Annotated in this window: 11 protein-coding genes; 9 read left to right on the top strand and 2 right to left on the bottom strand. The window is 42.1% G+C overall.

Annotated features, from left to right (window positions below):
• Window positions 1-152 precede the first annotated feature (152 nt).
• Window positions 153-1,736 carry an IS1182 family transposase gene (locus LCL91_RS19630; RefSeq protein WP_425589703.1) on the top strand — a complete coding sequence of 528 codons (1,584 nt, stop codon included), beginning with the start codon at window positions 153-155 and terminating at the stop codon, window positions 1,734-1,736.
• A 345-nt stretch (window positions 1,737-2,081) separates the two neighbouring features.
• On the top strand, window positions 2,082-2,897 hold the full coding sequence (locus LCL91_RS19625) for a YitT family protein (RefSeq protein ID WP_224884967.1): 816 nt from the start codon (window positions 2,082-2,084) through the stop codon (window positions 2,895-2,897).
• A gap of 184 nt (window positions 2,898-3,081) precedes the next feature.
• Here the strand turns inward: LCL91_RS19625 and LCL91_RS19620 are convergent, their stop codons facing one another.
• Window positions 3,082-3,966, bottom strand: coding sequence for a selenium metabolism-associated LysR family transcriptional regulator (locus tag LCL91_RS19620; RefSeq protein WP_224884965.1), 885 nt, complete (start codon window positions 3,964-3,966; stop codon window positions 3,082-3,084).
• Window positions 3,967-4,012: 46 nt separating this feature from the next.
• On the bottom strand, window positions 4,013-5,068 hold the full coding sequence (locus LCL91_RS19615; protein ID WP_224884963.1) for a YeiH family protein: 1,056 nt from the start codon (window positions 5,066-5,068) through the stop codon (window positions 4,013-4,015).
• A gap of 366 nt (window positions 5,069-5,434) precedes the next feature.
• Here LCL91_RS19615 and LCL91_RS22295 point away from each other — a divergent pair, with 366 nt between their 5' ends.
• The 7 genes from LCL91_RS22295 (at window position 5,435) to LCL91_RS19580 (ending at window position 12,639) form a co-directional block, all read left to right on the top strand.
• Window positions 5,435-6,100 (top strand): helix-turn-helix transcriptional regulator, encoded by a 666-nt coding sequence (locus tag LCL91_RS22295; RefSeq protein WP_224884961.1) that lies wholly within the window; start codon window positions 5,435-5,437, stop codon window positions 6,098-6,100.
• A gap of 13 nt (window positions 6,101-6,113) precedes the next feature.
• The gene (locus tag LCL91_RS19605; protein WP_224884959.1) at window positions 6,114-6,488 is read left to right on the top strand and encodes a Rid family detoxifying hydrolase; all 375 of its coding nucleotides are present in this window, start codon (window positions 6,114-6,116) and stop codon (window positions 6,486-6,488) included.
• Window positions 6,489-6,522: 34 nt separating this feature from the next.
• Window positions 6,523-7,755, top strand: a complete 1,233-nt coding sequence (locus tag LCL91_RS19600; RefSeq protein ID WP_224884956.1) for a threonine synthase — start codon at window positions 6,523-6,525, stop codon at window positions 7,753-7,755.
• 73 nt (window positions 7,756-7,828) lie between these two features.
• Window positions 7,829-9,277, top strand: coding sequence for an APC family permease (locus LCL91_RS19595; RefSeq protein ID WP_224884954.1), 1,449 nt, complete (start codon window positions 7,829-7,831; stop codon window positions 9,275-9,277).
• A 36-nt stretch (window positions 9,278-9,313) separates the two neighbouring features.
• Window positions 9,314-10,603 carry a histidinol dehydrogenase gene (hisD, locus tag LCL91_RS19590; RefSeq protein ID WP_224884952.1) on the top strand — a complete coding sequence of 430 codons (1,290 nt, stop codon included), beginning with the start codon at window positions 9,314-9,316 and terminating at the stop codon, window positions 10,601-10,603.
• A gap of 69 nt (window positions 10,604-10,672) precedes the next feature.
• Window positions 10,673-11,884, top strand: a complete 1,212-nt coding sequence (locus LCL91_RS19585) for a DegT/DnrJ/EryC1/StrS family aminotransferase (RefSeq protein WP_224884950.1) — start codon at window positions 10,673-10,675, stop codon at window positions 11,882-11,884.
• Between the two features lie 299 nt (window positions 11,885-12,183).
• Window positions 12,184-12,639, top strand: coding sequence for a GNAT family N-acetyltransferase (locus tag LCL91_RS19580; RefSeq protein WP_224884947.1), 456 nt, complete (start codon window positions 12,184-12,186; stop codon window positions 12,637-12,639).
• Window positions 12,640-12,818 lie beyond the last annotated feature (179 nt).

Raw genomic sequence — 12,818 nt, 5'->3', positions numbered from 1 at the left:
TGTATGGTCTGAAATCACTAGAACCGTCCGAGACCAGTGAAAAAGTCGGATTAAGACCAGAGCGGTGAGTAAAATTTAAAATTCTCCATGAAAAAACCCCCTGAATGGTATAATGGGTACGACCAAATACCGACCATTAGGGGGTTTTACTTGTGCTTCGATTACAGTCAAAGCAATCAAGTTTTCACTCTGTATTATACGATAAAATTCCGGAAAATCATATCCTTAAGAAGATAACGACCGTTATTGATTTTTCTTTCATTAACGATCTTTTGAAAGACAGTTACTCCGAGCGTTTTGGCCGTCCTGCCAAAGAACCAGAGTTAATGTGTAAACTTTTATTTTTACAACATTTATATAATTATTCCGATGAACAAATGAAGGCAGAAGCTGAACTGAACCTCGCGTTTATGTACTTTCTCGGTCTCAATCCAGAAGATTCCCTGCCAGACAAAAGTCTTCTGTCCAAGTTTCGAACGCAGCGACTTGGAGAAAATACTCTTGATGAAATGATGACTGAAATGGCGAGACAATGTGTAGAACAAGGGATTCTCCAAGGAAAAAGTGTCAGTATTGACGCTACCCATATCGAAGCGAATACTAAGAAGAAAACACCTGAGCGATTGATGAAACATCTGGCTCGGAATATCATTCATACCTATGAACGAGAAACGGGGCAATCACTTGAAAACTTACCAGAGGTTCCAGATTATCAGGAGATTGCGGATCACCGAGAAGCGAAGGCTGTGATGAAAGATTACTTATTGAACGTAATGAATCAAGTAGAGAAACAAGCATCAAATCACAATCAAAACACGAAGGAATCAATACAAAAAGCTCAGAAGATCCTAGCGGATCCCAAGTTTATCAACCAGAAAGGCATTCGATCCCTTATTGACGAAGATGCGAGAGTCGGCAGAAAAAGTAGGACGCAGGACTTTTATGGATACAAAACTGAGTTTGTGATGACAACAAAAGAACGGATAATTACGTCCGTACGCACATCGGATGGTGCTTACACAGATGGTAGTTATGCCAAAGAAATGTTAGCTCAAACTTTAAGATCAAACATGACCATCACGGAAGTGTATGGGGATAAAGCTTGTTTCAGAAAATCTATACTAGATGATATAAAATCCTTAAAAGCGCACCCTTATATACCCGTAAGCTCTCTTGTATACCGACTTGACGAAAGTCAATTCACCTATAATAAAGACGCTGATGAATGGCAGTGTAGCCAAGGAAACATCACCGAAAAAAAGAAATACTTTAGGACAAAAGGGAAAGATGGTGGCAGAGAAGGATATAAATATTACTTTGGATTGAAGCAATGTAAAGCCTGCCCACTTCATGACGAATGTGCAAAGAAAAGGGCAAGGAGATTACTGGTGGTAGGGGTTAACACAGCTGAATTTTATGAAATATCTCAACACCAAAAGTCCGAAGCGTTTAAAGAAAAATATAAAAAGCGAGCTTCTATAGAAGGAAAGAATGCGGAGCTCAAACGATTTCATGGCCTATCTCGAACCAGGGGGTATGGTCTATTAAGTGCATCCATTCAATCAAAATTAGCCGCCGTCGCGGTAAACATAAAGAGGATCGCTGCGGCGTCCTCTTTTTTCATGTATATTTGGTTGAAAAGCTTCTATTATACTCTTTATTTAGGGTTAGCTATTAAGTCTAAGAAAAAAACGTTAGTTTTTCACTGGTCTCGGACGGTTCTAGTGAATCAGTAGTTGAAAAAGACAAATCATGTTAATCCTTAACTTAATTTGTCTTCTTAAATGACATGGGGAAATTTTACGGAATTATAAAGGGAAATGCCTTGCCTGGGCATGTAGTGCCAGGTGGGGCATTTTTTTAAGCACAAACTTGAATCAACAGAACCGTCCCGACGATTCGTCTCATAACACTTCTGTTTTTTGTATGTCGAATCAGTAGAACCGTCCCTGCGATTCTTCCTGCGATTCTTAACTTTTTTTGTAAAAAAAGAGTTTAACATCAAATGGTAGAGTGTATGTAAGATAAACAGGTTGCTCTGTGAAGTTTTAAAGTGATAAAAAGGATGCTGGGAGGAAAAAATGAAAAATATCTTTTATATGACGATCGGCTCTCTTCTATTTGCGCTAGCTGTTACGCAGCTGGCGATGCCCAACTCCATTGCTGAAGGAGGAATCGTAGGGATAGCCTTACTGATTTATTACAGCTTGAACATTTCTCCCGGGGTTTCCACACCGATTATATTCGTCGTGCTTTTAGCAGTCGGTGTAAGGTACCTACCGCGACCTATCGTATTAAAAACGGTTTATAATGTAGCTGTTTTTTCTTTGTTTTTATGGGGGTTAGAAGGTTTGTATGCGAAACCTATAGAAGATCCTTTGCTTGCGGCTATCTTTGCTGGGGTCATTACTGGAATCGGATTTGGTTTTATTTATCAAGCAGGCAGTTCAATTGGGGGAAGCTCTATCATTGCAAGAATGTTAAACCATCAACTTGGATGGCATTTAACGGGGGTAACGTTTGCGATTGATGTACTAATCGTTATTATGGGAGTTTTTATTATCGGACCGACTTATACGATGTACACTTTAATTACTCTTTACGTTGGTAAAATTGTGACAGATTTCGTACTAGGAGGGTTTGATTCCAAAAAAGCGATTAACATTATTTCTCCATATACTGAAGAGATATCTAAGCGTATAACAACGGAATTGGCTTCAAGCGCTACCGTTTTTTACGGTACTGGAGAATATTCTAAAGAACAGCGGAAGGTACTCTATATCGTCGTGCATTCTCATCGGCAGCTTAAATTGAAACGAGTCATTAAAGAAACAGACCCGAATGCGTTTATTGTTGTGCACAATGTCAAAGACGTGTCCGGAGGCTTTATTTCATAGGAAAATGTGGGAGAAGTTCAAATGGAAAGAGTTATCGGAGAATGGAACGGCTTAACTATTAAGGTTGTTTACTAGATTTGAATTAACGACCTTAATATGAAGTAAGTTTTAAATGAAATAGTTATAAAAAAGACCTGGAGGCGTGAATTTGACTCCAGGTCTTTTCATTTTTTCTTTTAGATTTCTATTCCAACACAAAATCGATTAACTTTTTACTCGTCTGTTTTAGTGCTTCCTCATGGTAAATGATATAGAACTTCCTGTGGAGGGACATACCATCAATCTGAAGCTTCTTCAAAGTTTTAAGCTCAAGTTCTTTTTTTACCGCGGATTTCGAAATGATTGAGATGCCTAGGCCTGCTTCAACAGAAGATTTGATTGCTTCTGTGTGCTCAAGCTCAAGAATGATATTTAATTGGGAGGGGTCGACTCCACGCCTTCGCAATGTGTCCTCCATCACCTGTCTTGTTCCCGATCCTTTTTCACGAATGATGAACGGAAGATGTAAGAGTTGCTCGATCGTAAGGATAGAGCTATGTGGAGCGACGTCTCCCTGAGCGGAAGCAATGATGATGAGCTCGTCTTCCGCAAATGGAATCTGTGTGAGAGTCGGATAGGAAAGCATCGATTCAATAAATCCAACATTAATTTCATGATTGAAGAGCTTCTCCACGATTTGCTCTGAATTGTATACGGTCAAATTCATGCTCACATTTGGGTATCGCTTTGAGAAGCCGGCAAGTAAAAAGGGTAGGATATGCTCGCCGATCGTTAAGCTTGCGCCAACTTTCAAATCGCCGTGAACGATGCCTTTTAACGCGTCTAGTTCATTCTGCGTTTCATTCATTAACGAGATGAATTTCCCTACTTTGTCATACAGAATTTCCCCTGCAGGAGTTAATGAGATTTTTTTCGTTGTTCGCTCAAAGAGTTTAGATCCCCATTTGTTTTCAAGCTGCTTAATCTGTAGACTGACGCTCGATTGGGAGATATGAAGATCCTTGGCTGTTTGAGAAAAGTTTTTGTTGTTGGCCGCGACGTAAAACACCTTCAAATAATCGAGATTCATAACCCTCATCCATTCCGTAATGTCTTTCCTCCTACCCTACCTTTCCTTAAGAGAAAAGTCTATAGAGGAAGAGAAGTAAGGGGGTGGTTGCAAGAAGACCTATAAAACCAATTACCGCTGTTACAACTGGCTTAAAGCCAACCTTTACGAAGTCTGCCCATTTGATGTTCAGCCCTAAACCTGCCATTCCCATCGCCAGCAAGTACGTACTCGCAATTAAGAGCATATTAGTAATGTTTTCAGGGATTGAGACGAGGGTGTTAAAGAAGCTAATACCTAAAAAGCCGAAGATGAACCATGGAATCGGAAGGCTCTTCATATCGCGTATTCCTTTGTTTTTCTTCCCGTTGTACAAGAAGCTCACGATTAATGCGACAGGAATTAACAGTAGCACTCGTCCTAGTTTAACGAGAATAGCTGAATCTCCACTGATTTCTCCACCTGGTACCCCGGCCGCGACTACGTGAGCGAGCTCATGAAGGGTTGCACCAACGAGGAAACCATATTCCTGTTCCGTAATAGGTAGTACAGGAAAAAGAAAAATGTAAAGAATGGCACCGACCGTACCAAGAACGGCGATACAGGAAACGGCGATTGCTGTATGCTGTTCTTTACTCTTCACAATAGGCGCAAGCGCCACGATTGCAGCCGCACCGCAAATGGCGGTTCCGGCAGCGAGTAGTGTGCCAAGCTTACGATCGATGTTGAATGCTCTTGCAAGGAACATGATGAATAGCATCGTAAACAGAATGACAATTACGTCTGTTAAAAGAATGGAGAAACCAGATGCGAGAATTTCTTGTAAGTTCAGCCTGAAACCTAGCAGGATAATTCCAGCCCGGAGCAACACCTTTGAGCTGAATTTAATGCCAAGGTTTGTCTCAGGGGAAACGGAAACAGTGTTTCCCCAAACGGCTCCCAATAGAATGGCGAGAATCATAATCCCAAGTATCGAGAAGAAAGGCAAGGTTGCGATCTGACCTGCCACAATGGCTAGTGTCAATGTTAATAAGATTCCTTTTGTATAGCCTGTGCTTGCTTTCTTTTGAGTGGGTTCGTCATGTTCGTCGTAAACATCGTTTCGTATTTTTTCCGGTTGCATGGCACTCCTCCTCTTTCAACATTTGCCATAACCGTATCATAGGAGAGGGGATTTACTTCACTGATTGTTCGATAGTATTTATTGGATAAATTAATAAATAGATGAATTAGACATTAACATTTTTAATAAGTCAACCCCTCAACATTTATCATAAAAAAAGTTTTGAAGTAAGAAAAGTCGACAAAGTGCTTTAAGATCAAGGCTTGAATGGATGAAAGAGTATGTGAGATTTACTTACAAAAAATTTTAATTATTAAAAAATTGTTGTAATTACAAAAAACGAACTGCTATACTGAGTTGTGAAATGGTTCAGAAAATTTAAACAAAAGCACATAGTCGTTTAAATCCATTTTCGTTTGATGGGAGGTGATTCTAATAGAACGCAACAATGAGACGATTTTTAATCAAGCCATTCGTACGGCAGAAATTTTGGTTAAGATGATTGGACCTAGGTGTGAGGTTGCTGTGCATGATTTTAGCAATTTAGAACAATCGCTTATTCACCTTTCAGGTACGATAACGGAACGCGAAGTTGGTTCTCCTATAACCGATCTGGTGCTTCAAGAGCTTCAGAGAGCAGGGGATGAAGTTAAGGACTTTGCGAACTACAAAACAGTATCGAAGAAAGGAATCGTGATGAAATCTTCTACAGTGTTTCTTAGGGATGAGCAAAATGCTGTTATAGGAGCGCTATGCGTGAACATCGATGTTAGCTTTCTTATGAGGATTGGAAACGAAATTCAGGAGTTTACTAAGTTTAATGATGAAAAAGCGCATCAAGAGAATTTTCATACAACGGTTCAGGACGTTATTGAAGATATGACGCAGCAAGCATTTCAACGCTTCCATAATACACCTGCCTCTCTTGAAATGGACGAGAAGATTGAAGTGATACGAGAACTGGAACAAAAGGGTGCCTTTCTTATTAAAGGGTCACCGGAATATTTGGCAAATGTTCTGGGTGTATCAAAGTTTACAATTTATAACTATCTTCAGAAGATCCGTACAGAATCTAGTTTAAATACTCTTTAAGGAGCTGATTAACATGGTAAAAACAATCCAAACAGAAAAAGCACCTGCAGCTATTGGGGCATATTCACAGGCAGTTGAGAAAGAGGGTACCCTTTTCATTTCAGGTCAGATCCCGCTTCATCCTGAAACGAAAGAACTAGTAGAGGGCATTGAAAACCAAACGAAGCAGGTACTCCAAAATATTCAAGCTATCCTCCATGCTTCAGGGCTTGAAACATCCGACGTTGTAAAGAACACGATTTATGTAACGTCATTAAAAAATTACGATATTATTAACGAGATTTATTCGAGCTACTTCAACGAATCACAGCCAGCCAGAGCGATGGTAGGCGTGAATGAGCTACCAAAAGGCGCTTTGATTGAAATTGAATCGATTGCAATGAGGTAAGAAATTTCTTTAAAAATATGAGGAGGTTTTATAGATGACATACAGTTACGTCTCACATTTGTACTGTCCGAAATGCGAAAAAATGTATAGCACGAAGAATCAGAACCAATTATGTGAATGTGGATCACCTCTCCTTGTTTCCTATAAGATGGACGAGCTCAAGGAAGTCTTTCGACCAGAAAATCTAAATGGTAGAAGTGCTGATCTATGGAGATATCATGAGATCCTTCCAGTAGAGAGCGAAGAAAATGTCGTGTCATTAGGAGAAGGCATGACACCGATTGTGAAGATGGAGAAAATCGGTCATGATATGAAGATTCCGAATCTGTATATGAAAGATGAAGGTCTCATTCCATCTGGCTCGTTTAAATCAAGAGGAGCAGCAGTTGGTGTTTCAAAAGCAAAGGAGCTTGGTGTGACAGAGCTTGCGATGCCGACAAATGGAAACGCGGGAGCTGCCTGGTCTCTTTATAGCTCCAGAGCTGGTATTAAATCAACGATTGTAATGCCAGTTGATGCCCCTGAGATTACGAGAAAAGAATGTATGGCAGCGGGTGCGAACCTTTTTCTTGTGAATGGCTTGATTGGCGATGCTGGCCAAATTGTTGCTAGAGCTGTTAAGGACGAAGGAATGTTTGATGCGTCAACCCTGAAGGAACCGTACCGGATCGAAGGAAAGAAAACGATGGGACTCGAAATTGCGGAACAGTTTAATTGGGAAGTTCCAGATGTCATCCTCTACCCAACTGGGGGCGGCGTGGGCTTGATTGGCATTTACAAAGCCCTTCGAGAGTTACAAGAGCTTGGATGGATAGACGCTGATAAGATGCCGCGACTTGTTGCGGTTCAGTCTGAAGGATGTGCGCCGATCGTGAAAGCGTGGGAGGAAGGAAAGACTCATGCAGAGCCGTGGAAGGATGCCTCAACGATCGCATTTGGAATCAATGTCGCGAAAGCCCTTGGTGACTTTTTGATTCTTGAAGGAATCCGAGAAACAAATGGTTGTGCAATTTCGGTGAGCGAAGAGAGCATCATGACTGAATTGAGAGCTGTTTCTTCTATGGAAGGTGCGTATGTGTGTCCTGAAGGTGCGGCTGCGTTCGCAGCGGCTCGCCAGCTTCGAGAACAAGAGTGGATTAACGATGATGATCGCGTAGTCGTTCTAAATACAGGAGCAGGAATTAAATATCCGAATACGATTCAAGGTGATGTAGTAACACTCGAGCCTGGAGACAGTGTACCTAAAACAAAAGAAAGTGTTCAATGACCCTACAATCTATTGCTAAATAGGAAAGAGGTGCTCTAGAAAATTTGCAATTTTATTAAGGAAGGGTGAAGGAATGGAGAAACGAAACGAACTGTCAAAGACGTTGAAGCCTACATGGGTGTGGGCCATTGCATTTGGATCGGCGATTGGTTGGGGCGCTTTTGTCCTACCAGCCGATTGGCTCGCATTATCAGGACCTATCGGTGCAATCTTAGGCTACATAATTGGTGCCCTATTGATTATGGTTATTGCTGTCAGTTACGGATTTCTTGTCAATAAGTTCCCGGTTTCAGGAGGCGAGTTTGTCTACACGTATCTGAATCTTGGGCGAACACATGCGTACATATGCGGATGGTTCGTAACGCTCTCCTATATTTCATCGGTTGCTTTGAATGCATCTGCTTTGATCGTTCTACTCAAGTTCCTTTTTCCGAGTATCGTCGAGCTGGGATATATGTACTCTATCTCTGGATGGGACATTTATTTCAGTCAAATTGTTCTCGTCGCAATTGCCCTCATTGTGTTTTGCTACTTAAACATTCGGGGGGCTAGTTTAACAGGAAGAGCGCAGTTTATCTTTTGTGTCACTCTTTTTGCTGGGGTTATCTTAATCGCTTTAGGAATGACTCTACATCCAGCTACGTCGTTTTCGAACTTGCAGCCATCGTTTAACCCTGATATTTCTCCGTGGTCTGCCATTCTGATTATTGTCGCAACAGCCCCATGGGCATATTCCGGATTCAATAACATTGCGCAAGCATCCGAGGAGTTTAATTTTTCTGCGAAAAAAGCGTTCAAGCTGATGATCCTCTCGCTTGCGAGTGGTGCTGCGGTGTACTCCCTTATGGTCTATTCGACTGCAATGGGAGCACCGTGGCAGGAGCTAGTAGCTACTACACCGTCGTGGGGAACAGGGGACGTTTCTGTAAACTTGTTTGGGAATGTTGGTCTCATCGTGCTAACGATTGCACTGTGTATGGGGATTTTTACCGGAATTAACGGATTCCTCGTGTCCTCTAGTCGAATGCTATTCTCAATGGGGCGAGCAGGTATTCTTCCTAAGGCATTTACGAAAGTACATCCAAAGTTTAATACACCTTACGTTGGCATCATTGCCGCATCTGTCATGTGCTTAGTTGCCCCGTGGTTTGGTCGACAGGCGCTTCTCTGGGTTGTGGATATGACGGCAACTGGAGTAGCGATTGCGTATTTGTATACATGTTGCTCAGCTTACCGATTTTTCACATGGAACGATCATTTCCGTCAAAAGTTTCTTACTTCGCTTGGTGCTGTGATCAGTGCGATCTTCCTTGCCCTTCTATTTGTACCAGCTTCACCCGCGTTTTTATCGCTTCCTTCATGGTATGCGTTTATCGCCTGGGTTGCGTTAGGTATTCTGTTTTATATCATTAACGGAAAGAAATACCGTCAAACACCAAATGAGCAGATGAATTATTTAATTACCGGAAAGCAAGACCCTAAAGAAGTAGATTTATTAGATCTTAAAAAGACGACAGGTTAAAGAATGCCGCTATTAAATCATAGGGAGATGAGAAGAATGAAAATATTTAAAGGAAAAAGTCGGAATATTGAAAATAACAATTCTGGAGTAGGCGAAATCGTTACAAAGGAACTGAGTGGAATTAAGTTACATGGGGAGGAGGCCGTACGGAGATTATCGAAAAAGTTCGATAACTGGAATCCTGAATCTTTCCGGGTCTCAGAAGAAGAAATTCAAAAGGCGATTAAGACACTTCCAGAAACGTTTAAAGACGATACGCGCTATTGCCAGAGTCAAGTTCGCCAATTCGCTGAAGCTCAGCTCGAAACGTTAAGAGGATTTGAGAAAGAGATGCAGCCTGGTGTTATCCTTGGTCAGAAGCTAATTCCTATCTCTTCTGTTGGTGCATATGTTCCTGGGGGACGATTTCCGATCGTTGCTTCTGTGCAGATGAGTATGATTCCACCTAAAGTAGCTGGAGTGGAAAGAGTCATCGCATGCACACCTTCTCAAAAAGGCGAGGGTATTCATCCTGGCGTTCTGTACGCGATGGATCAGGCGGGAGTTGACGAAATTTATTCTCTTGGAGGAATCCAGGCGATCGGGACGATGGCTTACGGAATCGAAGGGATTAAACCAGTTGATTTCATCGTTGGTCCGGGAAACGCGTTTGTTGCTGAAGCGAAAAGACAGGTGTTTGGTCAAGTGGGAATCGATCAGATTGCCGGTCCGAGTGAAAACTTAATAATCGCGGATGAGCATGCTGACGCTGAACTCGTTGCGGCAGATATTTGGGGACAGTGCGAGCATGACTTCAACGCAGTGACGATCCTTATTACGACGTCAGAATCATTTGCAAAAAGCGTTCAGGAAGAAATGAAAAAGCAAATCGGTTCTCTAGGAACTCGTGAAGTTGCGGAAGCTTCCTGGGAGAAAAATGGCGAGATCATTCTTGTTGAAGACAAGTTCGAAGCTGTAAAGGTAGCAGATGATTATGCCATTGAGCACGTGCAGGTGCAAGCAGAGGACCTTGACTTCTATCTTGAGAATCTTCGAAACTACGGTTCTTTATTCTTAGGAGAAGAAACAACCGTTACATACGGTGACAAAGGAATAGGTACGAATCATATCCTGCCAACTGAGAAGGCAGCACGTTATACAGGTGGCCTATGGATAGGGAAGTTTCTTAAAACCGTCACCTATCAAAGATGTACACGTGAAGCGAGCGAAAAACTGGCTCCAATTATTGCAAGACAGTGTCGCTATGAGGGAATGGAAGCCCACGCGGTGACAGCTGAGTTACGGGAGAAAAAATTTCAGCGTGAGAAAACGCCGTCCCATACTTAATACAGTAGAAGCTAGATAATCAAGATGGAAAAGCCCTTAGGGGGCTTTTCTGAATTGGAGGTTTTGTAGGTGAGCAGTCAGTCAAACCATGTTGTTCGTTTTAATAAGGAATTTACCCGTCAGGAGCCTATCCCATTAGAAGCGATTGAGCGGAGTCAGGAACTTCTTCAGTCCGGTCGTTTGCACCGATACAATACGTTAGAAGGTGAAGTATCTGATACAAGTTTACTAGAAAAAGAGTTTTCGGAGTACGTCGGATCGACGTACTGTGCGGGCTTCTCCTCGTGCGGAAGCACGATGTATGTAGCGCTCAAAAGTGTAGGTGTGGAACCGGGTGATCTCGTTCTCTGTAATGCCTTCACTCTTGCGCCAGTACCAGGTGCGATTGAAAACGCAGGAGCAAAGCCAGTCCTTGTAGAAATTACAGAAGACTATGTGACCGATCTAGATGATTTAGAGCGTAAGGCGCTTGAAACAGGTGCGAAAACCTTCCTTCTTTCACACATGAGAGGTCATATTGCTGACATGGATCGCGTGGTTGAGATTTGCAACCGATTAGGAATCACGCTTATAGAGGATTGTGCCCATACAATGGGAGCAAGTTTTGGGGGACGATATACAGGAACATTTGGAGCGGTAGGATGCTTTTCTACCCAGACATACAAGCATATCAATTCAGGAGAAGGCGGTTTATTGGTGACTGACGACGAAGATATTATAGCAAAAGCCATTCTATACTCTGGCTCCTATATGCTTTATGAAAAGCATCTTTCGAGACCACCATTAGATGTCTTTGAGAAACACAAAAAGCACATTCCGAACTTTAGTCTTCGAATGTCGAATCTCATAGCAGCACTTATAAGAGGACAGCTCCCTCATCTGGATGACCGATGCAGGAGATGGAATGAGCGATATGAGCTAATTGAGGCAGAGTTAAAAGAGGCTAAAGGCATTCGCATTCCAACAAGAAGGGAGAAGGAGGGCTACGTCGGGTCTTCCTTTCAGTTTACAATCATGAATACCGACAAAGAAGCAGTGACCGCCTTTATTAACGAATGCGCCAATAGAGGTGTCGAGCTCAAGTGGTTTGGTAGCTTAGAACCAAAAGGGTTTACAAGTCGGTATGAAAGCTGGCAATACATTGAAGAAGAAACGTTTTTATCTGCTACTGGAAACGTCTTGGATTATCTTTGTGATTTTCGTATACCGCTGACTTTCACGCTGAAGGATTGTAGGGTTGTGGCGGTAATTATTAAAGAGGTAGCTGAAGAGTTGTTCTAGGTGTTTTGGTGGTGTTTCCGCTAGTGTTTCGCTGGGACGGTTCTCGCTGTTTCGCTGGTGTTTCGCTGGTGTTTTGTTTCGCTGGGACGGTTCTCGCGATGCAGAGTAGTTCAAAAATATAAATGAGAAAAGCCCTGCCTAAAGAAAGGCAGGGTATGTTTGTGAGCACTAACTCTTTATCTAACGCTCGCTAAATTAGCAGAACCGTCCCTTTGATTCCGAATATGATATTACGATCGAGTGATTTGTTTTGATTATCATGAAAAAGCGAGCAATGTACCGATAAAGGAGTGAGTTCATTGCAGATTAAAGTAGATGATTTAAAAGGACCAGAAGTGGCTGAATTATTGAGGGATCATATCGTAAGTATGCAAAAACATTCTCCACCGGAAAGTAAGCATGCGCTGGATCTAGACGGATTGCGAAAGCGTGAGATTACATTTTGGAGTGCTTGGGAAGCGGGTGACTTAGTTGGATGTGTAGCTCTTCAGGAATTAAACATTGTGCATGCTGAGATTAAGTCCATGAAAACAGCTTCTGCTCATTTAAGAAAGGGTGTCGCGAAAAGACTTCTTCAACACATTATTGATGAAGCGAAAGCGCGTGGATACGAGCGGTTGAGTCTGGAAACGGGTTCAATGGAGGTCTTTCAGCCGGCCAGGCGTTTGTATGAAAGCTTCGGATTTCAAGAGTGTCAGCCGTTTGCGGGGTATAGGAAAGATCCGAATAGTGTGTTTATGAGGTTGGAGTTATAGGGGCGTTTTCTATGGTGCAGAATATTAAGAAAAGTAAAAGGAGTGCTAATGGTTCAGTCGATTAGCACTCCTTTTCGTGAAGGGGGTATTTTGCATTGACTTAATATAGTTACCCTCTTTAGGAAATACGGAAAAGCTTTCATCGATAAAATAATCGTTCAAAATCTGGCCAGCCTGTA

The sequence above is a fragment of the Guptibacillus hwajinpoensis genome (assembly GCF_020171785.1).
GTDB classification, from domain to species: domain Bacteria; phylum Bacillota; class Bacilli; order Bacillales; family Guptibacillaceae; genus Guptibacillus; species Guptibacillus sedimenti.
The sequence above is the reverse complement of the archived record's forward strand: the minus strand, read 5'-3'. Positions and strand labels throughout refer to the sequence as shown.

Excerpts from the sequence above, each read along its gene's own strand:
- LCL91_RS19600 (WP_224884956.1), top strand. The coding sequence starts at position 6,523 with ATGACATACAGTTACGTCTCACATTTGTACTGTCCGAAATGCGAAAAA.
- hisD (WP_224884952.1), top strand. The coding sequence starts at position 9,314 with ATGAAAATATTTAAAGGAAAAAGTCGGAATATTGAAAATAACAATTCT.
- LCL91_RS19605 (WP_224884959.1), top strand. The coding sequence starts at position 6,114 with ATGGTAAAAACAATCCAAACAGAAAAAGCACCTGCAGCTATTGGGGCA.
- LCL91_RS19620 (WP_224884965.1), bottom strand. The coding sequence starts at position 3,966 with ATGAATCTCGATTATTTGAAGGTGTTTTACGTCGCGGCCAACAACAAA.
- LCL91_RS19615 (WP_224884963.1), bottom strand. The coding sequence starts at position 5,068 with ATGCAACCGGAAAAAATACGAAACGATGTTTACGACGAACATGACGAA.
- LCL91_RS19625 (WP_224884967.1), top strand. The coding sequence starts at position 2,082 with ATGAAAAATATCTTTTATATGACGATCGGCTCTCTTCTATTTGCGCTA.
- LCL91_RS19595 (WP_224884954.1), top strand. The coding sequence starts at position 7,829 with ATGGAGAAACGAAACGAACTGTCAAAGACGTTGAAGCCTACATGGGTG.